This is a genomic window from Pedobacter nototheniae, from assembly GCF_032678625.1.
In the GTDB taxonomy this organism is placed as follows: Bacteria; Bacteroidota; Bacteroidia; order Sphingobacteriales; family Sphingobacteriaceae; genus Pedobacter; species Pedobacter nototheniae_A.
The window spans coordinates 1032824-1057980 of the sequence record NZ_JAVTSO010000001.1 but is presented as its reverse complement, the minus strand read 5'-3'; the positions used below and the strand labels follow the sequence as shown (position 1 = coordinate 1057980).

Sequence of the window (25157 nt, the reverse complement as noted above, 5' to 3'; positions counted from 1 at the left end):
CCTGATGATTATTCAGGATGCTTTTTTTAGTTTCAGGTTAAATTATGCCTGTGCATCACGTAGTCTTTTAATTTCGTCGTGCGAGCGTCTTAAAGATGCTTTTTGATCAGAAATTAATTCTCTGATGTTTGAAGGCAAATCTTCTTCTTCCAACGCCATTTTATAGGCATTTTGAGCTGCATCTTCTCCAAACTCACAATTATTTAAAACGGTTTTACGATCGTGGCCGGTAAATAAAGCTTTTACTTCCATCCATCCTCTGTAAATTTTTCCTGATGTGGTGGTTCCGGTTTCAATATCTTCACCTGAGGCAGCAACTTCAGTTGCCAAAGCCATTTTATATTTTTGGCTCTCTTCAATCATATTTAAAAATAAAGATTTTAAATCAGCATCTCCATCTTTTAATTCTTCACGTGCTTTTTCATAACCTTTAATACGGTCGTTGTTAATTTGAACAAGGTCGTTCAATATCTCTGCTGTTGCTGTTGTTGTTTTCATGTCTTTTATAGTTCTGATGTATAAAAGCAACACGAAGAATTGACTAAAGGTTTGTCATTTTTTTAAATTCCTTAAAACCAGGCGCTATTTTAACCTCCTTTAATACTTTTTATTGGAAGGTATCCCAAATGGATTTCATCTGCGGAGATGCTATCTGTGGCCGTTAATTTCAGTTTGTATCTGCTTTTAAGTGTGCCGGTTAAAACATCGCTAATTTCGAAGGCATCATCTACATCTACCCCGTATTTATCATCAATATGCGAAGTAGCCCCTTCAAACCAGGTATGCTTGTAAAAAGCGGTTTCTTTTGCCTGTTTAATTGCCGTTGCCTTGTCAGGGGTAGCCAAAAGCATCTTATAGTGCGGCTCATCAAACTCATTTGGCCGGTAACCGCCAAGGTTAAGAAAAAACAAACTCAGCTCATTATTGATAACCTCATTGGCATCTACAACTTCAACTTTGCAGCCTTCCACATAGTTTACTTCACGCCAGGCATCAACATGAATTTTATCTTTAGCTTCAGGCCAAAAAGCAAATATATCCGGAATCAGCGCTTCAATTGATGAAGCTATACTAAAGAAAATATCGTGTTGTTCGGTTTGTCTGCCAACGGGTTTACAACCCAGCATCAGCATAAATAATTTTTGTTTCTCCATATAAATCCCGGTAATCGTATGCTATTTTTTGCCTATTGAATATTGGATTCCACCCAGTAAATGTTTTAAAAACAATTCATCACTGTAGGTTTCTTTGGTATGACCAAGGCAAGTGTAAAAGGCGCGGCCACCTTCGAAATTATGATACCAGCTAAACGGATGAAAATCTCCGTTTGTACCGCCTGTATAAGAATGCTCATCCAAGGTAATCAATACCTTAATATCAGGATTAATCTCTTTAAAATTGTATAGTTCATCTGTATGCATCCAAACCGCATCTTTGAAGAAACTGGTAGATGGATGGTTTTTATCTTTAATGATGAATTTTGCTTGCTGCACTTTCGGGTGGCTCGTAAAATAAGCGCCTGCCAGTTTGCCATACCAGGGCCAATCGTATTCCGTATCTGTAGCGGCATGAACGCCAACATATCCGCCACCATGATGGATGTAATCTTCAAAAGCAGCTTGCTGGCTGTTATCCAGTACATCGCCTGTTGTGTTTAAGAAAATAACCGCAGCATATTTTTTAAGATTTGCTTTTGTAAATAATGCCGCATTTTCTGTGGTATCGACCGAAAAATTATTTTCTTTACCCAGTTTTTGAATGGCGGCTATTCCTTCAGGAATAGAATTGTGACGAAAACCTTTGGTTTTTGAAAACACTAAAACGCTTGCTGTTTTTTTAACAGGAACATAAGCCTGAAATAAAATTACAACAGCAACTAAGAGACAGGATGCCAGGATTTTTTTCATAGATGGTTAGAAAGATTAATTAAGTAAATTTAAGAAAGCTCCCTGATAATTTCTGCACATCTTTTTTCCACTTGCTCGCAAACAGGCTTAAATAGGGCATTATCCCAATAAGGGTCTGTAACTTCGTCGTTATCTAAAAAGAGTTTTACCTTTTTTCGTTCCGAATCGGTTTTTGCCATTTGCAAAACATCGTTCAGGTTATTTCTATCCATGACCAAAATAAGGTCGTACGCAGCAAACATGCCTGCACTAAACTGTTGAGCCCTTTGTTTACTAATGTCATAACCAAATGATTTCGCTGCGGCGATACTTCTATGATCCGGGGCTTTGCCAATATGCCAGTTTCCCGTACCAGCCGAAGCGATTGTCCAGTTTAGATTTTTCTTGTCTGAGAGCTGTTGCATAATGCCCTCCGCCAAAGGCGAACGGCAAATATTGCCCAAACAAACCATTAAAATTTTCATTTATTACGTATAAAGAACACGGTTAAATACTGTAAACTTTGAGACTTTTAGCCTTAGGAATAAATGTCGTTTAAAATTTTAGCCAGGCGCACTCCACCTTTTAATAATTGCTCATTTACAGTACCAATCCATTCAAAATTATAGCGGTAGCTTAACTTAGCGTCTGGTTTAATGTTATCGTAAATTTTATTGCAAACGTTGTACGATTCGTAAACGGCATCTTTTAAGCTGCTGTTTTGCCAGTTGGCCAATTGTATAGCCGAAGGATGGTTGATTGCTCTTGCATATTCTGTATAGCTTAATTGCTGATAATCGATTAAACCTTCATCCCATACTTTATGAAGATTGGATTTTTCACCAAACCACAATAGCGACACCCGGTTTCCACCTAAATCTTCCTTACGCGCGGTGTGCATAGGCTGGTGCAAATCGCCAACAAGGTGAACCAGCATACGTATAGCCAGTTTTTTCTCGTCTAAAGTGCTTTTTGAATTTTTAAGTACCGCAATTAAATCCGGGATTTTATTGTACACATTTGGCGCTTTCTCGGTTTCCAGATAATTAAAAACACCATCTTTTGTTAATCCTGCAGCCAGGTTTACAAAGTGCCAGTTGTACATATAGTTATAGGTAGAATCTGACTTTATAAAGTCGCCCCAATTGGCCGACATACCTAATGATTCGCCACCCAAAATGGCTTCGATTGATTTTCTGGTTTTCCCTTTTAGGTAACTATCCGCAACTTCGCCAACAATACGGTGGCCAAGCATACCCCAGGCTTTTGCCTGAATTGGCATGTAAGCCAATGAAACCAGTACTAAACCGGTTAATAATTTCTTTTGAATGGATGTAAATATCATTTTATAATTCTTTTTGTATGCAGGTAATTTTTTCTTTCAAAGTTAAAGTTGTTTCACGCTGATCGCTTAAACTTTGCAGTAACAAAGTGTTTGCAGAAGATTTTTTAATCAGGAAGTTTTTATCGTAGCGGCCAATACGGTAGCAACCTGATATTTTTTGTTTGTAATTGGCATGCGTAAATGTTCCGCCCAAAAATAAAGTATCGCCCCTAACGGCATAAACACCTTTGGCGTATTCTTTCCAAACACCATTATTGTAGCAGGAATCCTCGTAAAAATTAACCTTACTATGTGTCGTTAAATCTACATAAAAGGAGTCGCAGGTAAACTTAAAATGGTGTTGGGTGTAATTGGTTAGTTTATTGCTGAAAGCAACTGAATCTTCATTCCAAACGCCCTGCATAAAAACTTCGCCCTTGCCCTGGATGTTTGGGCTAAAAGCACAACTTGCAACAATCAGTGTAATGAAAGCAATAAGCGAAATGTAAAAAAGCTTTAAGCCTGGATTGGGATTACGCATGGTGTTTTGAATAGATTTTTTTTCTTGTAATGCCGGCATTTATAACAGAAGTAATTAAATTGTATAACCCCAAAGGTTTTCAGGCTTTGGGGTTTATATTCTAAATTCCTGCAGACTTTCATCAATAGAAAGAAAATCTACTTTAGGCTTTGGAAATTTATTTTAGGCTTCCAACCATATCTTCTGGCCTTACCCACTCATCAAACTGCTCGTTGGTTAACAAACCAAGTTCAACAGCTGCCGCTTTTAATGTTTTATTTTCTTTATGGGCTTTTTTAGCAATTTTAGCTGCATTTTCATAGCCCACATGAGGGTTTAAAGCCGTAACCAGCATTAACGAATTTTGTAAATGTTTCTGAATTTCAGGTTCATTTGCCGTAATGCCTTCAGCACATTTATCATTGAAAGATACACAAGCATCACCAATTAAACGCGCCGATTGTAAAACATTGGCTGCAATTAAAGGCTTGAAAACGTTTAATTCGAAATGGCCTGTTGCGCCACCAATAGAAACCGCAACATCGTTACCCATAACTTGTGCGCAAACCATTGTTAATGCTTCTGGTTGCGTAGGGTTTACTTTACCCGGCATAATTGAAGAGCCTGGTTCGTTATCGGGAATTACAATTTCGCCAATCCCACAGCGAGGCCCCGAACTTAACATACGTACATCGTTTGCAACTTTCATTAAAGAAACAGCTGTACGTTTTAACGCACCTGATAATTCAACCATCGCATCATGCGCCGCTAAAGCTTCGAATTTATTTGGAGCGGTTACAAAAGGTAAACCTGTTAAATCAGCAATTTTTTTAGCAACTAAAACGTCGTAACCTTTTGGCGTATTTAAACCTGTACCAACGGCTGTACCACCTAAAGCAAGTTCGGCAACCATAACCAAAGCATTTTTAATGGCCCTGATGCTGTTATCAATTTGTTGTACATAGCCCGAAAACTCCTGCCCTAAGGTAAGCGGTGTTGCATCCATAAAATGGGTACGGCCGGTTTTTACGATAGAGCTAAACTCCTCCACTTTTTTAGCCAAAGTATTACGTAATTTCTCTAAACCAGGAATTGTGTTTTCAACGGTCAGTTTATATGCAGCAATGTGCATAGCGGTTGGGTAAGTATCGTTAGATGATTGTGATTTGTTCACATCATCATTTGGATGAAGTACTTTTTTATCATCAGAAAGCTGACCACCATTAATAACGTGTGCACGGTTGGCAATTACTTCGTTACCGTTCATATTGCTTTGCGTACCCGAACCGGTTTGCCAGATTACCAGTGGAAACTGATCATCTAACTGCCCTGCGATAATTTCGTCACATGCTTTGGCAATTAAGGCTGCTTTATCAGCAGATAAAACGCCCAATTCGGTATTGGCTAATGCAGCGGCTTTTTTAAGGTATCCAAAAGCATGTACAATTTCTTTAGGCATTGAACCTTCGGGGCCAATTTTAAAGTTGTTGCGTGAGCGTTCGGTTTGTGCACCCCAGTATTTATCGGCTGGCACCTGCACCTCGCCCATGGTATCGTGTTCTATTCTGAAACTCATTATATTTTTTGATTTTGTTATCGCAAATTTAGTTTTTTTGCGATTAAACCTAAGTATTATATTGGATATTTAGATAGAGATGATAAAACTGTTTTCTGCTTTGGGTGAGCTTGTCGATTCTATAAATCTTTTTAACGATCGCGATCAAGCTCGGGCACCAAGCATCCTTGCGTAAGTAAGCGATGTTAGGTTCTTCCGCCCGACAATATATTCAAGGTTGCCGTTATTAATAAACATTACATTTTTGTACTTTTGCGCCTATGTCAGTTATTAAACCCTCATTAGCAAAAGGTACCCGCGATTTTTCTCCGGTTGAAATGGTGAAACGCAATTTTATTTACGATACCATTAAAACGGTTTTCAAAAAATATGGTTATGCAGAAATCCAGACACCAAGCATGGAAAACCTTTCTACCTTAACCGGTAAATATGGAGATGAGGGTGATAAACTGATTTTCAAAATTTTAAATAGCGGAGAGTTTTTAAACGACCCCAAAAAGAAGACTTTTGATTTTGCAGAGGAAAACAACAGCAACAAACTGGTTTCACTAATTTCGGAAAAAGCACTCCGTTATGATTTAACCGTGCCTTTTGCCCGCTACGTGGTGATGCACCAGAACGATATTACTTTACCGTTTAAACGTTTCCAGGTACAACCGGTTTGGCGTGCAGACCGACCTCAAAAAGGAAGATATCGTGAGTTTTATCAATGTGATGTAGATGTTGTTGGTTCTGAAAGTTTGTTAAACGAAGCTGAATTTATCTTGATTTATGATGAGGCTTTAAGCAAACTGGGGCTCAAAGATTTTGTTATTAAAATTAATAATAGAAAAATTCTATCAGGCATCGCTGAGATTATAGGCAAACCTGATTTAATTATTGATATGACTGTTGCCATTGATAAACTGGACAAAATTGGTTTGGATGGTGTAAGTAAAGAGTTGCTTGAACGTGGCTTTACAGAAACCGACTTAGAAAAACTTCGCCCGGTAATTTTGCTGGAAGGTAATAACGAAGAAAAATTAGCCAGCTTAAAAGCTGTACTGGCAAATTCTGAAACTGGCCTGAAAGGTATTGCCGAAATTGAGCAGGTTTTTGAATATGTAGATCGTTTAATTGCCTATGCATTGCCGCTTACTGCAAAACTGGAGTTAGACATTACTTTGGCCAGGGGCTTAAATTATTACACGGGTTGCATTTTTGAAGTTAAAACCAATGAGGTGGCCATGGGCAGCATTGGTGGTGGTGGCCGTTACGATGACTTAACCGGCATGTTTGGCCTTAAAGATTTAACTGGAGTGGGTGTTTCTTTCGGAGCAGATCGCATTTACGATGTGCTGGAAGAGCTCAACCTTTTCCCTTCATCAGCCGAAGTAGGAACGAAGGTTTTAATCAGCAATTTTGATGCAGAAGCTGAAACGCATGCTCTACCAATTCTCCAGCAATTTAGAAATGCCGGTATATCAGCAGAGTTATATCCTTCATCGGCCAAGCTAAAAAAACAAATGGCTTATGCCGATGCAAAGAAAATCCCTTATGTAATTTTAATTGGTGGTGATGAAATTGCAAGCGGAGAACTTACTTTGAAAGATATGCAAAGTGGTGAACAGAAAAAATTAACTGTTCTCGCTATTCTCGACTTACTGAAATAAGGCGTTGCTTGTATAATAGCGATCATTCTGAATGTAATGAAGATGCTTGTCTCTTAGAGATTCTTCCCTGCGTTCAGAATGATAAAAAGCAAAAAGATTACGGAAGACTTATTTGCTCTTTGTAATCTTCATGCTTTAACCATTAATAAAGTAGATCGTGTTTCTTGCTTTACAATGATGCAAAACTGTTAACGGCCTACCCTTAATAAAATTGGGAAAGTTATATCTTTTTCAGCGTCATCTCCCCAGGCTTCTTTCAGGGCTGTAAAAACAAATTCAATCGGGTTTTTATCATTTGCTTTTTTATAATGTTGTAAAGACGACCAGGTGTTTAAATAACCAATCAGCTGATCGAATTTCCAGGTGGTTTTAATAGAGAAATGTGGCGCTGCAATTTCTTCAAAAGGAAAAGGTATGGTTTTATAACCTTCTTCAATATAATGGCGCTCCTCATCCCAGTACTTACCTAAAATTTCTTCATAAAGTTTATAAATCACTTCATCAACTTTTTTATCAACCTGCATTATACCATAACCAATTGCAGCAAAAGTACCTCCAGGCTTTAAGGTGCGTTTAACTTCCAGGTAAAAAGCATCAAAGTGAAACCAGTGAATGGCTTGCGCTACAGTAACCAGATCGAAAATATGATCTGCAAAAGAACTCCGTTCTGAAGGCTCTGTGAGGTAAGTAATATTTTCAGCAGTTGCCGCATTTTTAAGTTGATTTTCGCTAATATCTGTCCCAAAAACCTGTTTAAAATGTTTCGACAGCTCGCGGGCTACCTGACCATTGCCGGTTGCACAATCCCAGGCAGTATTTCTTTCCTTGGTTACCGATAATAAAAAATCGTATAATTCTGCCGGGTACGTAGGCCTGAACTGGGCATATTCTGCAGCCTGTGTTGAAAAATTATCTTTCATAATGTCTTAAATAAAAACTTAAATCTAAATCAATTCAGAATTAAAAAGCATGTCGATCAAAAGAAATGCCATCCTATTTAAATCCTAACGGAATAATATAGATTTACAGTAGAATTAAAATGGTTTTTATGCTGCTGTAATTCAAATAAGTTATATTTGTTATACCTCCAACCGTTAATGAATGTAATTTAAGCCATCCTTATATAAACCTATAATCTATGAATAGAACTTCTGATGCTTTACAAAAAGAAGAGATAAAAGATGTTGAATACAGGCTAAAATCCATTTTCGGCGGTTCTATTGGTAACTTGGTTGAGTGGTACGATTGGTATACCTACTCGGCTTTTGCTTTATATTTTTCTCCGATCTTTTTTCCAAACAGCAACCCAACAGCCCAACTGCTGGATACTGCAGGTATTTTTGCCGTTGGCTTTTTAATGCGCCCTATTGGTGGCTGGTTATTTGGGAGCATTGCTGATCAATACGGACGGAAAAAATCAATGACGCTTTCAGTTTTCATTATGGCTATTGGTTCTTTGATTATTGGTTTAGCGCCGGGGTATAACCAAATTGGTGTTGCAGCTCCACTGTTATTGCTCTTCGCAAGGTTAATTCAGGGTTTAAGTACAGGCGGCGAATACGGAACCTCTGCAACATATTTAAGCGAAATGGCTACAAAAAAGCATCGCGGTTTTTATTCAAGCTTTCAATATGTAACCCTAATTGGCGGGCAGTTATTGGCTTTGGGCATCCAGTTGATTTTGCAAAACTGGCTATTAACGCCTGCGGAACTTCATGCATGGGGCTGGAGAATCCCGTTTTTTATTGGCGCAATCCTTTCATTTATTGCTTTGTATTTACGCAGGCACATTAACGAAACCTCTGCTTTTAAAGCAACTAGTGAAAAAGAACAAAAAGGTGGAATACAAGGTCTTTTAGAATACCCAAAAGAGGTTTTAACGGTAGTTGGGCTTACTTTGGGCGGAACAATAGCCTTTTATACTTTTAGTACGTACATGCAGAAATTCCTAGTCAACACGGTACACCTCACCAAAGAAAAATCGACTCTTTTATCTTTTGCCTCTCTTTTAGTTTTCGCTATTTTGCAACCTTTATTTGGCTTGCTGTCTGACAAAATTGGCCGTAAACCTTTGCTCATTGGTTTTGGTGTATTGGGTACTCTTTGTACTTATCCAATTTTAACCACCTTAACTTTTGCAACCAGCACAACTGCTATTTTTTTATTAATGATTGGCGCCCTTATTATTGTAAGCGGTTACACCAGCATAAATGCGGTGGTAAAGGCCGAACTGTTTCCTGCTCACATCAGGGCATTAGGCGTTGGGCTTCCTTATGCTTTAACGGTCGCCATTTTTGGTGGAACTGCCGAGTATTTGGCACTTTGGTTCAAAAACATCGGCCATGAAAATTACTTTTACATCTACGTTAGTTTTTGCGTACTCATTTCGCTGGTTTTGTACAGCACCATGAAAGACACGAAGCATCACTCCAAAATAGAAGATTAAAGTACATATTCTTCGTTAATGGGCTTTATCGGCTCCGGAATATCTTCTTCTTTTAACATTTGCAGCAAATTGATTTCAATGGTGCGGGTAATTTGATTAAGGGGTACACCAGCCGAATTGTTCTCGAAAGGGTTAACCAAACTCATTCCGTTAATCTGGGTTGAAACAAATACGAAACCGATCATCCAGCCCAAAAAGATGGAAAAAATACCTGCGGACTGGCTAATGACCAAAGTAAATGTAACGACAAAAAGCCAGATGAACACCTTAGTTAAATAGGTATAGGTAGTTGGGAAAATTGTATTTTTAATCCGCTCGCTCATACCCATAGAATCAGAGAAACGGGTAAGCATTTCGTTAATTTCTATAAACCTGAAACCGTCAATAGCATTAGCTTTAGATAATGCCTGCAAATCACGTGATTGAATATTAAGAATGGCATTATGCGTATTCTTATGTTTCTCTATTTCCTTCAGGTCTTCAGCCGTCAAATATTTAATGTAGATTTCGTCAATAGTGCCCCTCAGGTTTGCCTTTAATGCGTATAAAAATGCAATGTGCCTCAACACCATCCTTCTTACAGCTACATCGTCGTTATCTACATAATTAATCAGGCACCGGGCAAATGAGCGCGAATCGTTAACCAGCGAGCCCCATATTTTGCGGCCTTCCCACCATCTATCGTATGCCTGATTATTATTAAAACCAATAAAAAAGGCAATTGCAGTACCCAATACCGTCGGAATAATGGAAGAAACTTCGAAATGGTAAGCAATTAAATATTCACGGATCAGGTAAGCACCCGTACAGGAAATAATCATAATCAGATCAACCTGCCATGTATTCCTTAAAATTCTGCTTAACCGGATATTCTGTACTAAAAGCATATTTATTATTTTATGAGTGAAAATACAATTCTAAAAGCAAAATGTTTGCTGATGTAACAATTTTAGTTACAATGTTTTGTTAAAACCCTTATCCTCTTAAAATTAAACTATATTAGAAAAACCAAATATTCTTTTCATGAGTGAAATTATCCCCAAAAACAACATTTTTAAAGTGATTGGTGCTTCGTCCCTGGGCACATTAATTGAGTGGTACGATTTTTACATTTTTGGCAGTTTAGCGGTTATTATTGGTCATCAGTTATTTCCTGAAGATGCGGGTGCATCTGCTTTAATTAATACCCTGGCTATTTTTGCTGCCGGTTTTATTGTACGTCCCTTTGGTGCTTTAGTTTTTGGCCGTTTGGGTGATTTAATTGGAAGGAAATATACTTTTCTTTTAACGTTGGTGCTCATGGGCGGATCAACCTTTCTTATAGGTTTAATCCCATCATATAAAAGCATTGGTTATGCAGCCCCGATATTAGTTTTAATATTAAGGTTAATCCAGGGTTTAGCTTTGGGTGGCGAATATGGTGGTGCAGCAACCTATGTAGCAGAGCATGCGCCCAAAAACCGAAGGGGATTTTTTACCAGCTGGATTCAAACCACAGCAACATTGGGCCTTTTTCTTTCTTTAGGTGTTATTGTAATTACCAAAAATATTCTGGGTGCAGAAACTTTTGGCAATTGGGGCTGGCGGATTCCATTTTTATTATCGATTGTATTAGTGGTGGTTTCCATTTACATCCGGATGAAAATGCATGAATCTCCGATGTTTTCAAAGCTGAAATCAGAAGGTAAAGTTTCTAAAAACCCGCTTAAAGAAAGTTTCAACAACCGGGCTAATTTCAAAATGGTCCTGCTGGCCTTATTCGGCGCAACCATGGGCCAGGGCGTAATTTGGTATACCGGGCAGTTTTATGCACAATCGTTTCTCGAAAACACCTGTAAGCTTGATTTTAACGACTCGAGGTACATTTTACTTTGGGGCATTGCTTTTGCAACACCATTTTTTGTGGTTTTTGGTGCCTGGAGTGATAAGGTTGGCCGTAAATGGATTATGCTTGCAGGCATGTTGCTGGGCATAATTTTTTATCGGCCCATTTATCAAACTTTTATAGAGGATACAGATTACAGTAAGATTGCACAAAGTGAGGTATCGTATTCTACGGTTGGCCCTTCCTCATCCATACTGATTGCGCACACCAACGATAGCCTGAGGTCAATTGCGACCAAGGTACTTTTAAAAAATGGAGCTTCCTTTACGAAACTTCAAACGGATACCATTTCTGCAAGCGGCAAAATTCTTCCGGCTAAAACATTATTAAAGGATAAGGTTTTACCTAAAGCTACTTTCTGGAAATTTGTAGGTTTAATTTTCTTTCAGATATTATTGGTAACGATGGTTTACGGACCAATCGCGGCTTTTTTGGTGGAGCTGTTCCCAACCAAAATCAGGTACACTTCCATGTCTTTACCCTACCACATTGGCAATGGGGTGTTTGGAGGCTTAGTTCCTTTTATTGCCACATTAATTGCCAGTTTCTCGGGCTCAACCCCGCTATCAGGACTTTGGTACCCAATTGGAATTGCAACTTTAAGCCTGATTATTGGAACGGTTTATTTATCAAATAAAACAGACGAAAAAATTAACGATTAAAAAATGAAAGCATTAAAGAAATTTTTGGGGTTAATCTGGATAATTTTAGGGCCTTTAGCCATGACTTTCTTGTTTTTACAAGCGATAGAAAAAGTTGGCTTAACCCATACCGATATTGAGCGAACCAACACCATTTTACAATGGGGCATTATCTTGTTTATATTTTTACCGATAAGCCTGGGGTTAATGATTTTTGGATTTTATGCATGGAAAGGAGAATACAATCATTTACCCGAAAGTTCGGAAGAACTTTAGTTTAAAATTGTTATACAGAATGTAATGAAGGAGGTAGCACACATTATAAGCATGCGCCACCAGGAGTAAGCTAATTTTTATTTAAAGTACTCTTAACAATAAACCCTTTAAATATTCACCTTCAGGAAATGAAATGCGAACCGGATGATCTTCGGGCTGGCTAAACTGTTTAATAATTTGCACTTCTTTACCTGCATCAAGCGCAGCCCAGGCAATAATTTGTTTAAAGGTTTCTAAGTCTACGGCTCCTGAGCAAGAAAACGTTGCCAATAAGCCGCCCTTTTCAAGCAGCAGCATGCCCAAACGGTTTAAATCTTTATAGGCTCTTGCAGCCCGGTCTAATGCCGAACGTGATGGTGCATATTTTGGTGGATCCAACACAATTACATCAAATAACTCGCCTGATTCTTTAAACACCCGGAGTTGTTTGTTTACATCAGATTGTATGGCAGTAACCTTACTTTCCTCAAATTTATTTAAAGCAATATTTTGTTTCAGGGTTTCAACGGCAAGGCCAGAGCTGTCTACACTGGTAATGCTTGCCGCGCCATTGGCTAAACTGTTTAAACTAAAACCACCGCTATAGCTAAAACAATCTAAAACTTTTTTACCGTTGGTATAACTGGCTAAAATATGTCTATTATCACGTTGATCGCAATAAAAGCCTGATTTTTGACCTTCAGCAATATTAATATTATAACGGATTCCGTTTTCTTTTACTTCTAAAAATTCTGGTGGATTTTCGCCCCAAAGTAAACCATTTTCAATAGGCAAACCCTCATGACCGCGCGCAGTGGCATCACTTTTATCGAAAATACCTTTAGGCTGTAATTCTGTTCTTAAAATTTCAACAAGGTCTGTTTTTACCTTTTCAATACCTGAAGATAAAATCTGAAGGGAAAGAAAATCGGCGTACTGATCTACAATCAAGCCAGGGAGAAAATCTGCCTCACTAAATACCAAACGGCAGGTATTGGTATCATCACTTAAAATAAATTTCCGGGATGCAATGGCTTGTTTTAAGCGGTTTTGATACCAGCTTTTGTCAATCAACTGGGCTTCATCCCATTCTAAAAGGCGCACAGCAACCCTCGAATTGGCATTATAATATCCGTAGGCTAAAAATTCATTGTCAAAAGCAAATACTTTAACTACATCACCGTTTTCAGGCTTTCCTTTAACTTTATCCAGCGCGCCCGAAAATACCCAGGGATGCCTTTGTAATGCTGCTTTTTCTTTGCCCTTTTTTAATATGATTTCTACCATGAGACAAAGGTAAGGAAAAGAGCGGTAGGAAGGAAAAGGAGTATAAAATGCGGCCTAAAGAAAACGGTTTCCTGATTGTTTCTGCATTTTAACCAGTTCAGTATCCAAAACACGGGTTTCAAATTCAGTTACCGGCCGTTTAGCTTCGATCATTTTTATCAATAATTCTGTGGCCACTTGTCCCATTTCAAATGCAGGTTGTTTAACCGAAGTTAAAGATGGAGAGAACAAATTAACGAGGCTTGAATTGGTAAAACCAGCTATTGCAATTTTATGGGCAACTTCCGGATTGGTATTTTTTAAAGCCATGATACAACCGGTCGTCAGTCGATCGCTTGAGATAAATATTCCATCTGGTTTAAATTTCAACAACTCTTTTACCGCTACTTCCAGTTCTTCGCTGTGCATGCCGCCATGCTGGCAATACTTAACCAGCTCGGGCTTAAATTCTATGTGGTATTTAGCCAATGCAGCTTTATAACCTTCCAGTCTTTCTTTTGTATTGGATAAAGTTTCGGAATTGGTTAAGTGAGCAATAACCCTTTTACCAGATAATATAAGATGTTCAGTTGCATCAAATGCGCCTTTAAAGTTATTGGCAATTACTTTATGGGTTTCAAAATTTTCGGGCACCCGGTCAAAGAAAACAATTGGCAGGCCACGGGCATAAAGGTCTCTCAGGTAGTCAATATCCTCGGTTTCTGAGGATAGGGCAATTAACAAACCATCAATAGAGCGCGATGCAAGGTGCTCTACGTTTAGTTTTTCTTGTTTATGCGATTCGTGGCTTTGAGAAATAATTACATGGTAATCTTTATCGTAAGCAATAGATTCCATGCCATTTATAACCTGTGAGAAGAAATTATTCGCAATTTCGCTCACCACAATTCCGATAGAATAGCTGCGGCGTTCTTTCAAGCTTCGGGCAATCGGATTGGCTCTGTAGTTTACTTTTTCAGCATACGCCAGTACAATTTTCTTCGTCTCCTCACTAATTTCGTAACGGTCTCTCAAAGCCCTGGAAACGGTGGATGTAGAGAATCCTAAAGCTTTGGCAATATCTTTTATTGTGGCTGTTTCAAGTCTCATATTAGGTACCAGTTCCGAATTTACAAAAAATATCCGTTAAGCATACTTAAAGTTAAAATTACCGCGGGTTACATGATAACGTTAACGGGAACGATTGCACAGTTTTTTAGTTAAATCTGAGTTCAATTAATATTTAGTTTGTAAAATTGTTAAGCTAAAATAAACCAAATATTAACCATCCCTTAAAGCAAAAGTTAAGAATAATATTCTTTGTGCTATAACAGGCACATTCTAACCGGAAACCAAATTAATTTCAAAATAAATAAACGATTATGAGAAGAGTTTTACTCGTATTAACATTTCTCTCTTTTTCTGCCGGCCTGGCACTTGCGCAAAGCAAACAGGTAACAGGTATAGTAAAAGATAAATCAGACGGGCAACCGCTGGTTGGAGTAAGTGTTAGCATTAAAGATTCAAAAGTTGGCGCCAGTACCGATGGAAATGGTGCTTACAAAATAAGCATTCCTGCAAAAGGCGCCATTTTAACCTTTACTTATATTGGTTATAAATCGCGCAGCATTGCCGTAAGCGATCAATCTAAATTGGATGTTAGCTTAGAAGAAGACGCCAATACATTACAGGAGGTTACTGTAAACATTGGTTATGGATCTGTAAGAAAAGAAGCGCTAACAGGTTCTGTTTCTTCAATTGGGGGTAAAGATATTGAGCAATTTCCGGTAAGCACAGCTGCACAGGCCCTTGCAGGCAAGCTTGCAGGTGTTTCTGTTACTACAACTGAAGGTAGCCCAGGTGCAGAAGTAGTAATTAAAGTACGTGGAGGAAGTTCTTTAACGGGAGATAATTCGCCGCTTTATATTGTGGATGGAATACAGGTAGAAAATGCACTTTCTATTTTATCTCCTAACGAAATTCAATCCATTGATGTACTAAAAGATGTAGCTTCTACCTCTATTTATGGTAGCAGGGGGGCAAATGGCGTAGTGATCATTACCACTAAAAGTGGTAAAAACGGGCGTACAATTGTTTCTTTTGATACCTATGCCGGAGCCAGACAAATTGTGAACAAGCTGGATGTTATGAATCCTTATGAATTTGTAAAATATCAGTATGAGTTATATAACAACAATACGGCTCAAACAGTTAAAGATGATTTTACCAAAAAATATGGCACTTTCGAAGATTTAGATATTTATAAAAACATTCCAAAAATAGATTGGCAAGACAAAGTTTTTGGTCGCCAGGCCTGGAGCAACACACAAGTATTGAGCGTGTCGGGCGGTACGGAGAAAACAACTTTTAATTTCTCTGTAAACAATACGGGTGAAGACGGAATTATGCTGAATTCGGGTTATAAAAGAACCTTTGCTTCTTTCCGTTTTGACCACAAAATTTCAGATAAGATTCGTATGGGTGTAAATGTTCGTTACAGCCGCCAGCACATTGATGGGGTTGGAACATCTTCTACAGGCTCGCAAGGAACAAATCGTTTAAGAAACGCCGTGCGTTATCAACCTTATTCGGGCGGTGGAGATTCAGGTGATTTATTCGATGCGGATTACCTGACAACTTTTTTAACCAACCCTATTACTTTAGCAAATCAGGAATTAAAATATGACTATAGAAACGACCTGATCAGCAGTGGTTATGTTTCTTATCAAATCTTAAAAAACCTATCGTTTAAAAGTACCATTGGTATGAATTTTACGGATAGAAAAGTAAATACATTTAATGGCCCGGTTAGTAATGTTGGCCGCAACAATGGAAGTTTACCTGCCATTCAGCTTGATAATTCAAATCAACAGTCCATTATCAATACCAATACCTTAAATTACCGACCAACTTTAGGAAAGGATCATAGTTTAGACCTTTTGGTAGGACAGGAGATTAATATGCTCGATCTTAAATCGAACAGCAGCACGATAAAATGGTTTCCGGTTGGAATCTCTGCCGACGAGGCTTTTGGAAGTATTCAAAAGGCTGAACCGCCCACAGGCTCCGTACAGGATAAACCAACTTCATTAATTTCCGGAACGAGACAATTCTCTTTATTTGGAAGAGCTTCTTACGGTTTTAAAAATAAGTACCTGGCTACGGTAAACTTCAGAACAGATGCTTCTTCTTTATTTGCAGCAGGTAAACAATGGGGTTATTTCCCTTCTGCGCAAATTGCCTGGAGAGCCACAGAAGAAGAATTTGTTAAAAACATGCACTTAGACTGGCTTGATAATTTTAAGGTTAGGGTAAGTTATGGTGCTGCAGGAAACAATAGAATTGGACAAGATTTATTCAGAACGTTATTCTATTCAAACTCCACAATTGGCGGGTATGCCGCTACCGATGCTTCAGTATCAACCGGTTTAATCTCTGGCTCATCAAGTGGAACTGTACTTTCAAACCCAAACATCACCTGGGAAACGAATATTTCAAAAGGAGCCGGTATCGATGTAGACTTATTAAAAAACAAGCTGTCATTAAGTTTGGATTATTACGATAACAGAACAAAGAACCTTCTGCTAAATGCAAACATTGCATCAACTACGGGTTATAGTACACAACAGCAAAATGTAGGAAAAACACAAAACAAAGGCTTTGAGCTGCAATTAAATTATCAGGCCATTAAAACCAAAGACTTTACTTACAATACCAGTTTCAACATTTCCTTTAATAAAAATAAAATCGTTGAGCTGCAAAACGGTGTAAGTTCTTACATCACTCAATCCGGGTGGGTAAATAGCTTAGGCGATTTTAAAGTAGAAGTTGGTCAGCCTGTAGGGCAATTCTATGGCTTTGTATCTGATGGACGATACACGGTTGACGATTTTACTTCTGTGCAAAATACAACGACAGGTGTTTATACCTATACGCTTAAACCAAATATCCCAAACAGTTCGGTATTGTTAGGCAACAGGGCACCGCAGCCGGGTGATATGAAAGTTAAAAAGCTTTCTTCTTCGGCGAGTATGCTGATCAGTGATGATGACAGAACTGTTTTAGGAACCTCGCAACCAAAATTTACGGGTGGTTTTAACAATCAGTTTGCTTATAAAAATTTCGATTTAACCGTTTTTGTTAACTTTTCGGTTGGCAGCAAAGTTTACAATGCAAACCAGCTTGAATTTACTTCGCAATATAATGTTAAGGACAATAACCTTTTATCGGTTATGGCAGACCGCTGGAAAAACTTTGACGACAATGGTGTTAAAGTTACCGATCCGGTTTTGTTAACCGCAATGAACGAAAATACGACACTTTGGACCCCAACAACAGGAAACTATGCCTTAACTTCTTATGCGATAGAAAATGGATCGTTCCTTAGAATCAGTAATGTTACGCTTGGTTATTCTTTACCTCAGAGTTTGATGAAAAGAACCGGATTTATTTCAAAATTAAGAATCTACGGAACCGTAAACAACTTATACACCATAACGGGTTATAAAGGTTATGATCCGGAGGCCAATACACGCCGATCGAACCCACTTACACCTGGTGTTGATTATGCCGCTTATCCTCGCAGCAGATACATTCTTGCCGGTATTAATCTGGTATTTTAATCATTAGCATAACAGAAATGAAAAATAAAACGATACAATTTGCTTTAATGGTGGTGGCTATTGGAGCATTAAGTTTAACCTCTTCTTGTAAAAAATATTTAGACGTAGAATCGCCATCCAGTACAACCCCTGAATTGGTTTTTGATACCCCAAGCACAACAAACGCTGCACTTATTGGTGTTTATAACAGGCTTTGCGGAGATAATGGATATGGCAACAGGCTTTCTACCATATACCCGCAAACGGCCGATGATTTTAAAACTTCGGGCAGTTATAGCTCTTCTGACCGCCGTGGCGTAAGCATGTATGGAGCCAGTTCTGATAACACGGAGTTAGCCAACCCTTTTGCCCAGTTATACTCTGGTATAGAAAGGGCTAATTTATGCATCAAAAATATTCCCTTATCTAAAGCCTACCTCAATGGATCCGCAGCAGATAAAGCACTTATGCAAAGATACTTAGGCGAAGCATTGGCTTTACGCGCACAATTTTTTTACGAATTAATCAGAAACTGGGGCGATGTACCAGCAGCATTTGTTCCTTCTGCCGAGCTTCCATCAACCAATATGCCTAATGTTAACCGCGACAATACTTACGACCAGATTATTGCCGACCTTAGAGTTGCGGAAGATTTAGTGCCATGGAGAAGTGCATTAACTGAATACGGCAGTTTCCGTTTCACCAAAGGAGCCATTAAAGGTTTAAGAGCAAGAATTGCATTGGCAAGAGGTGGGTATTCTTTAAGAACTGAAACCCACACCATGGAACGCAGACCAGATTATTTAAAATTTTATCAGGTTGCTTTCGATGAGTGTTTGGATATTATGAACCACCGTGGCGATCACGATTTAAATCCGGTTTACGAAAATATTTTTAAAACCTTGCACGGCACACGTGTGGATGATAAACATGAATTAATATTTGAGGTGGCCGCTTTTGGAAGTAATGCTTCTACGGACAGTAAACTGGGCTATTACAACGGGATTCGTTTCAACTCAGCCTCTACTTTCGGTTCTGGCGGTGCAGGTATGAATGCCATCCCAACTTATTTTTATGAATTTGATCCTTCAAAAGATTGCAGACGTGATGTAACCATTGGTGTGTTTGAAATTGTGGCTTCCTCTAAAAAAATTATCAATACTTTAAACAACATGACGGATGGAAAATTCCGTAAATCGTGGACAGCCTTTAACGGTTCATCTGCATCGCAAAACTTTGCGGTAAACTGGCCGGTATTGCGTTTTGCCGACATTTTATTGATGTATGCAGAAGCGGATAATGAAATTAACGGAAGTCCGTCGGCTACAGCAGCTAATGCTTTGAAAGAAGTTCAAAAAAGAGCCTATGCAGGTTTTGAAACTCAAATTCCGGCAACTCCTTCCGATAAGGCAGGTTTCTTTAATGCAATTGTTAAAGAACGTTTATTAGAATTTGGTGGAGAAGGGGTACGCAAATATGATTTAATCCGCTGGAATTTAATGGCTAATAAGTTTGCCGAAACCCGTACAAAACTAAGTGCGCTAATTGCAGGAACAGGACAATATACAGGGATACCGGATTACATTTATGCTAAAGAAGGTACCTACTTACAGGGAACAAGCGTACAGGAAGTAGCTACTTTAGATCTTTATGGTGGTACACCCAACAATGTATTCATTACGCCGGGTTTAGGTACATCGAGTGCACCGAGTGGCAGTGGTTACACGGTAAAAAACTGGAGAAAATCTCTTACTGAGGATAATATGATTACCAGTACTTCTACTGGTTTTGCCCTCTATTTTGAAGCGAATAAAAAAGAACTCTTTCCATATCCTAAAACGGTTTTAATCGACAATACAGCTATGGTTCAAAATTATGGTTACTAATTAAAGTATTGGTTATGAAAAAATTTATAAATCAAATTTGCCTGAAACTTGCTGTAATATGCTGCATGGCAATTGTTATTACAGCATGCAAAAAAACAGAAGACGAACCGGGAGAAACAGCAAGAAGTTTTAAACCAAGAGATGTAAAAGTTACAACAGCAGAAACATCAGCAAAATTAACCTGGACAGCTCCACTTTTAGCAAACGGGAAAAAACTAACATATAATGTTGATTTTTCAGTAGATTCTTTGTTCTCCACTATAAAATATTCCACCACATCTGATACAACCGGAGTAAGCGTAACAGAAGCAAACCTAAGTTTAAGAACAAAGTATTATGCACGAATTAAAGCTTCGGCTGCGGATGTGCCGGAATCAAAATACCTGATTAGTTCGGCCTTTTCTATTGTTGGCACACAATTGTTTAGAGATGACTTAACCGACCCCGGAGAAACCACTGTTGCTCTTTTTTATAAAACGCTTCCGCAGGGCTCAACAATTGTTTTAACACCGGCAACCGGGGCAGCGATAACCATTACTTTAACTGCCGCTGATATTTTAGCAAAAACCTATGTGGCAACAGGGTTAACACCTAATACCAAATATGCAGGAGAAATTTTTGTAGGCACAAAGAGTTATGGTTATTTAACCTTTACCACTTTAGAAACAGTTGTGTATACCCTGCAGGTTAGTCCGGCAGATAATTTAGCAACCATACTGGCAAATGCAGCTGATAAAGCTGTTATTGGTTTGGCCGATGGTACTTATAATTTATCAACGGCTGTTACCTTATCTGGAAAAACAATTACATTACGTTCAATTAATAATAATCCAGCAACAACTAAAGTAAACTTTAAAGGATTTACACTTTTAGGAACAGGCGCAGGACTTAAAGTTGCAGGCATTGATTTTGACGGCACCACCTATTCGGCTACTTATTTTGCCGATTTAACCAGCGCAAGTTCTAATGCAGCTGCAGCAGCCTTTACCAATATTTCGGCTGATAATTGTAAAATACATGGAATTGGAACCGGAATTGTTAGGGGCGACCGCTCTACCGTAAACAATTATACCATTGGCGATATTAGCTTTAACAAATGTTTAATTTATGACGTAACTGTAAATAACTATTACATGTTCCATCTAAATAAATTATTGTTTAAATCGCTGTCGGTAACAAAAAGTACCTTATATAACTTTTCTCCAGGTTTGGTCAATTGCACAACGGTTGTTTCAACAGCACCATCAATTAGCTTTGCCAATTGCACCTTTAATAATTTTGGGGCCTCAAGTATGTATCTATTTTTAACATCCGGTTCAAATCCGGTTAGTTTTTCAATGAAAAATTCAATCATTGCAAATTCTCCAAGGTCAGGAATAGTACCCGGTTTAATCAACGCAACCTCATCTACCAACCTGAATAACAATAACGCTTTTAATTTAACGGATGGCTCAAATGGCACTTTGGCTTTCCCGGCAGCAGCAATTGCAACTACAACCTTAAACTTAGGCTGGACAGCCACAACCACAAACTTTAAACTTCCAACAGATTCTCCATTGTTAACCGCCTCTTCTGGTGGTGGCGCAATCGGCGATCCGAGATGGACCTATTAATTGTATAATCACATCCCAAATGGCAGATAAAATTTATCTGCCATTTTTTTTGACAAATTATTTATCTTATTAAATTCTGTACTTAAGTTTGGTTAAAACACCTGTTTAACAATGAAAGCTAAAGCCCTTCAAACCTTATTGTTTTTATTTCTTGTTGCCTCCACCGTTGCTGCTCAAAATATTTCTTACCCTGCCGAAATTACGGTTGCACAGGATGGAAGCGGGAACTACAAAAGCATACAGGAAGCCATTAATTCTATCCGTGATTTAGGTGAAAAAGAAATTAAAATCTATATTAAAAATGGCACCTATAATGAAAAGATAGTTATTCCTTCCTGGAAAACTAACATGGCTTTAATTGGCGAAAGTGCAGAAAATACCATCATCAGCTATGATGATTATTCAGGAAAAATAAATCCTGCAGGCAAGGACATTTTTGGAAAAGAAAAAATAACCACCTATACTTCCTACACCATGCTGGTTGAAGCTGACGACGTTACCCTTGAAAACTTAACAATAGCAAATACAGCTGGAAAGGTTGGCCAGGCGGTGGCTTTACATACGGAAGGTGATCGTTTTACAGTAAAAAACTGCAAAATATTGGGCTATCAGGATACTTTATTTGCAGCAACCGAAAACAGCCGGCAATACTACCAAGATTGTTTTATAGAAGGCACAACCGACTTTATTTTCGGTAAGGCAACGGTTATATTCCAAAACTGTACGATAAAAAGTTTAGCCGATTCTTACATTACAGCAGCGGCTACTTCGTCGCGTCAGCCTTTCGGCTTTGTTTTTTTTAACTGCAAACTCATAGCAGATGCATCTGTAAAAAAAGTATTTCTTGGTCGCCCATGGCGGCCTTACGCAAAAACTGTATTTATTAAATGCGAATTGGGCGCGCATATTACCAGCCAAGGCTGGAATCCATGGAAAGGAGATGCTATGTTTCCGGATAAAGAAAAAACTGCTTTGTATGCAGAATATAAAAATATGGGCGCAGGTGCAAATCAAAAATTAAGAGCTGAATGGGCGAAACAATTAACAGATCAGGAATTTAAATCTTATACTTTTTTAAACATTTTAGGCGGTTCTGATGGCTGGAACCCAGGCAAATCATTTCACTCAAAACGTTAAACATGAACATAAAATTTCTCCAGGCTGTGGCCGCTGTGGCACTAATTACCTTAGCTTCCTTTACTGTTTTTCAAAGGAAAACAACTCTATTTATTATTGGCGATTCTACCGCCGCAAATAAACAACCCAAAGCTTTTCCTGAAACGGGCTGGGGTATGGAATTGCAGGCCTTTTTCAATGATGAAGTTAGCGTAGATAACCGTGCATTAAATGGCCGCAGTACAAAATCTTTTAAAGCAGATGTGAATGACAAAACGGGTAAAACTACCGATCACTGGAAACCCATTGCAGATCAATTATCGGCTGGTGATTATGTATTTATAGAGTTTGGCCATAACGATGAGAAAACGGATAAACCTGCTGTTGGCGCCTCTTTGGCAGAATTTAAATCCAACCTCATTTATTATGTAAATGAAAGCCGCAGCAAAAAGGCATTTCCGGTTTTGTTAACGCCTATTGCAAGAAGAAGCTTTAAAAAAGGCGAACTTACCGATACACATGGCGATTATCCTGCTGTAACCAGGCGGGTTGCCGATTCGTTAAAAGTGCCTTTAATTGATATGCTGGCTATGACTGAAGGCTTGCTAAAACAACTGGGAGATCAGCCTTCAATCAAATTGTTTAACTATGTCGACTCTGGAAATGTAAATTACCCTACCGGAAAAAAAGACAATACCCATTTAAGCCCTGAGGGTGCTAAAACTATAGCGGGTTTAGTGGTAAAAGGCATTAAAGATGTAAAGCTGGATTTGGCAAAGAAACTTAAATAGAAAAGCACAAACACCAGAAAGGTCACCGTGAAATATTCATGGTGACCTTTTTTATTGAGGCAATTGCCCGTTTTAGAAAATGTATTTTGTACTTAAAAAGTTGGAATCATTATCACTTACAATTTCATTCAGCAATTTTTTATTGTTATCCGTAAGCTTGGTTGCCACCAAAGAACGTATAGAGAACGAGCGTAGGGCATCAACTACCGATAGTGTACCTTCGGCACTATCTTTACGCCCTGTAAATGGAAATACATCGGGGCCACGCTGGCATTGGCAATTAATGTTTACGCGGCTCACCTGATTAACCAAAGGATCAATCAGTGATGAAATTACCGCTGCATTATTACTAAAAATACTCACTTGTTGCCCATGCGGCGACCCAATTAAATATTCTATAGGTTCCTCCAGATCATCAAATGGCACAACCGGAATAACAGGGCCAAATTGTTCTTCGCGATACAATTTCATATTGCTGTTTACCGGATACATAATTGCAGGATACACAAAAGACTCAAGCGATTTGCCGCCATTTTTGTTTATTACTTTTGCTCCGTGCGCCACGGCATCATCAATACATTCCTTTAAATATTCGGGTTTATTCAATTCAGGAAGCGGGGTAAGGGCCACTCCTTTTTCCCAAGGCATCCCAAATTTAAGCTTCTCTACCTCTGCAGCTAAACGTTTTAAAAATTCCTGGGCTAAACTGCGATGCACATAAACAATTTTAATGGCCGTACAACGCTGTCCGTTAAAAGAAAGTGAGCCTAAAACCGTTTCAGAAACAGCAAGATCCAAATCCGCATCTTTAGTAATAATGGCTGCATTTTTAGCATCCAAACCTAATATTGCGCGTAAACGATTAACTTTTGGGTGAAGTTTTTTAAGTTCGTTTGCCACTTTACTCGATCCAATCAATGTTAATACGTTAATTTTACCCGATTTCATTAAACCAGGCACAATGGTATTGCCGCGGCCATAAATGGTATTAACCACACCTTTAGGGAAGCTTGAGCGGAAAGCCTCAAGCAAAGGGTAATGTAATAACGTACCATGTTTAGGTGGTTTGAATAAAAGCGTATTGCCCATAATTAAGGCAGGAATTAAAGTGGTAAAGGTTTCGTTTAAAGGATAATTAAACGGCCCCATACACAGCACAACCCCAAGCGGCGATCGACGTACCTGGGCAATAATTCCTTGTTCAATTTCGAAACGTGAGGATTGTCTGTCCACATCTTTTAAGGCATCAATTGTTGCATAAATATACTCCACAGTACGGTCAAATTCTTTAACCGAGTCGGCAAAAGATTTGCCAATCTCCCACATAATCAGCTTAACAACAACATCCTTTTGCTCCATCATTTTATGCGTAAAATTTTCTACGCAGGTAATCCGGTCGGCAACACTCATGGTAGGCCATTGTCCGCGCCCGTTATCATATGCAGCTACCGCAGCGTCCAGGGCTTCTGTTGATTCTTTTTCCGTGCAAACGGGAAAACTACCAATGCGTTTTCGCTTTAAACCTTCGGGTGTTTTCACACAAACAGGCGAAAAAACTTCATTAAAGGGTCCGTTCCAGGGTTTCATTTCTCCGTTAGAGAGAAACTCTTTCTGGTTGATTTCTTCTGAAAGCCGGAATTCATCCGGAATCTGGCTTTCTTCGACGAAGAGATCGTCGAGATTTAGTGTTGTACTCAAT

Annotated in this window: 21 protein-coding genes; 9 read left to right on the top strand and 12 right to left on the bottom strand. The window is 38.6% G+C overall.

Going from position 1 to position 25157, the window contains the following annotated elements; translation table 11 throughout:
- Positions 1-42: 42 nt before the first annotated feature.
- The 7 genes from R2Q77_RS04780 to fumC all read right to left on the bottom strand — a co-directional run bounded on the left by R2Q77_RS04780 (position 43) and on the right by fumC (position 5306).
- Positions 43-498 (bottom strand): PA2169 family four-helix-bundle protein, encoded by a 456-nt coding sequence (locus R2Q77_RS04780; protein WP_316802565.1) that lies wholly within the window; start codon positions 496-498, stop codon positions 43-45.
- An 89-nt stretch (positions 499-587) separates the two neighbouring features.
- A complete protein-coding gene (locus tag R2Q77_RS04775; RefSeq protein ID WP_316802564.1) occupies positions 588-1154 on the bottom strand; it encodes a DUF1543 domain-containing protein in 567 nt (188 codons plus the stop codon).
- Positions 1155-1175: 21 nt separating this feature from the next.
- Positions 1176-1907 (bottom strand): ThuA domain-containing protein, encoded by a 732-nt coding sequence (locus tag R2Q77_RS04770; protein ID WP_316802563.1) that lies wholly within the window; start codon positions 1905-1907, stop codon positions 1176-1178.
- A 29-nt stretch (positions 1908-1936) separates the two neighbouring features.
- The gene (locus R2Q77_RS04765) at positions 1937-2371 is read right to left on the bottom strand and encodes a low molecular weight protein-tyrosine-phosphatase (protein WP_316802562.1); all 435 of its coding nucleotides are present in this window, start codon (positions 2369-2371) and stop codon (positions 1937-1939) included.
- 53 nt (positions 2372-2424) lie between these two features.
- A complete protein-coding gene (locus R2Q77_RS04760) occupies positions 2425-3231 on the bottom strand; it encodes a S1/P1 nuclease (protein ID WP_316802561.1) in 807 nt (268 codons plus the stop codon).
- Position 3232: 1 nt separating this feature from the next.
- Complete coding sequence (locus R2Q77_RS04755; RefSeq protein WP_316802560.1) at positions 3233-3790, bottom strand: fumarate hydratase; 558 nt, start codon at positions 3788-3790, stop codon at positions 3233-3235.
- Between the two features lie 118 nt (positions 3791-3908).
- Positions 3909-5306, bottom strand: coding sequence for a class II fumarate hydratase (gene fumC, locus R2Q77_RS04750; protein ID WP_316802559.1), 1398 nt, complete (start codon positions 5304-5306; stop codon positions 3909-3911).
- Between the two features lie 260 nt (positions 5307-5566).
- Between fumC and hisS the strand changes: the two genes are divergently transcribed.
- On the top strand, positions 5567-6958 hold the full coding sequence (hisS, locus tag R2Q77_RS04745; RefSeq protein WP_316802558.1) for a histidine--tRNA ligase: 1392 nt from the start codon (positions 5567-5569) through the stop codon (positions 6956-6958).
- Between the two features lie 188 nt (positions 6959-7146).
- On the opposite strand, the gene R2Q77_RS04740 is transcribed toward hisS, so the two are convergent.
- Positions 7147-7878 carry a class I SAM-dependent methyltransferase gene (locus R2Q77_RS04740; RefSeq protein ID WP_316802557.1) on the bottom strand — a complete coding sequence of 244 codons (732 nt, stop codon included), beginning with the start codon at positions 7876-7878 and terminating at the stop codon, positions 7147-7149.
- 218 nt (positions 7879-8096) lie between these two features.
- Between R2Q77_RS04740 and R2Q77_RS04735 the strand changes: the two genes are divergently transcribed.
- A complete protein-coding gene (locus tag R2Q77_RS04735) occupies positions 8097-9404 on the top strand; it encodes an MFS transporter (protein WP_316802556.1) in 1308 nt (435 codons plus the stop codon).
- Here R2Q77_RS04735 and R2Q77_RS04730 read toward each other — a convergent pair.
- Positions 9401-10291, bottom strand: coding sequence for a bestrophin family protein (locus tag R2Q77_RS04730; protein WP_316802555.1), 891 nt, complete (start codon positions 10289-10291; stop codon positions 9401-9403). The genes R2Q77_RS04735 and R2Q77_RS04730 overlap by 4 nt on opposite strands.
- A 136-nt stretch (positions 10292-10427) precedes the next feature.
- On the opposite strand from R2Q77_RS04730, the gene R2Q77_RS04725 reads away from it, so the two are divergent.
- The gene (locus R2Q77_RS04725) at positions 10428-11951 is read left to right on the top strand and encodes an MFS transporter (protein ID WP_316802554.1); all 1524 of its coding nucleotides are present in this window, start codon (positions 10428-10430) and stop codon (positions 11949-11951) included.
- A gap of 3 nt (positions 11952-11954) precedes the next feature.
- On the top strand, positions 11955-12206 hold the full coding sequence (locus R2Q77_RS04720; protein ID WP_316802553.1) for a DUF6814 family protein: 252 nt from the start codon (positions 11955-11957) through the stop codon (positions 12204-12206).
- Positions 12207-12287: 81 nt separating this feature from the next.
- Here the strand turns inward: R2Q77_RS04720 and R2Q77_RS04715 are convergent, their stop codons facing one another.
- Both R2Q77_RS04715 and R2Q77_RS04710 read right to left on the bottom strand, forming a co-directional pair.
- On the bottom strand, positions 12288-13472 hold the full coding sequence (locus R2Q77_RS04715; RefSeq protein WP_316802552.1) for a class I SAM-dependent rRNA methyltransferase: 1185 nt from the start codon (positions 13470-13472) through the stop codon (positions 12288-12290).
- Positions 13473-13526: 54 nt separating this feature from the next.
- Positions 13527-14561, bottom strand: a complete 1035-nt coding sequence (locus tag R2Q77_RS04710; RefSeq protein WP_316802551.1) for a LacI family DNA-binding transcriptional regulator — start codon at positions 14559-14561, stop codon at positions 13527-13529.
- A gap of 272 nt (positions 14562-14833) precedes the next feature.
- Between R2Q77_RS04710 and R2Q77_RS04705 the strand changes: the two genes are divergently transcribed.
- The 5 genes from R2Q77_RS04705 to R2Q77_RS04685 all read left to right on the top strand — a co-directional run bounded on the left by R2Q77_RS04705 (position 14834) and on the right by R2Q77_RS04685 (position 23458).
- Positions 14834-18073 (top strand): TonB-dependent receptor, encoded by a 3240-nt coding sequence (locus tag R2Q77_RS04705; RefSeq protein WP_316802550.1) that lies wholly within the window; start codon positions 14834-14836, stop codon positions 18071-18073.
- A gap of 17 nt (positions 18074-18090) precedes the next feature.
- Complete coding sequence (locus R2Q77_RS04700; RefSeq protein WP_316802549.1) at positions 18091-19938, top strand: RagB/SusD family nutrient uptake outer membrane protein; 1848 nt, start codon at positions 18091-18093, stop codon at positions 19936-19938.
- 14 nt (positions 19939-19952) lie between these two features.
- Positions 19953-21551, top strand: a complete 1599-nt coding sequence (locus R2Q77_RS04695; RefSeq protein WP_316802548.1) for a DUF4957 domain-containing protein — start codon at positions 19953-19955, stop codon at positions 21549-21551.
- Between the two features lie 111 nt (positions 21552-21662).
- A complete protein-coding gene (locus R2Q77_RS04690; protein ID WP_316802547.1) occupies positions 21663-22688 on the top strand; it encodes a pectinesterase family protein in 1026 nt (341 codons plus the stop codon).
- Positions 22689-22690: 2 nt separating this feature from the next.
- Positions 22691-23458 (top strand): rhamnogalacturonan acetylesterase, encoded by a 768-nt coding sequence (locus tag R2Q77_RS04685; protein ID WP_316802546.1) that lies wholly within the window; start codon positions 22691-22693, stop codon positions 23456-23458.
- Between the two features lie 72 nt (positions 23459-23530).
- On the opposite strand, the gene R2Q77_RS04680 is transcribed toward R2Q77_RS04685, so the two are convergent.
- Positions 23531-25156 carry an NADP-dependent glyceraldehyde-3-phosphate dehydrogenase gene (locus R2Q77_RS04680; protein ID WP_316802545.1) on the bottom strand — a complete coding sequence of 542 codons (1626 nt, stop codon included), beginning with the start codon at positions 25154-25156 and terminating at the stop codon, positions 23531-23533.
- Between the last annotated feature and the right edge of the window lies 1 nt (position 25157).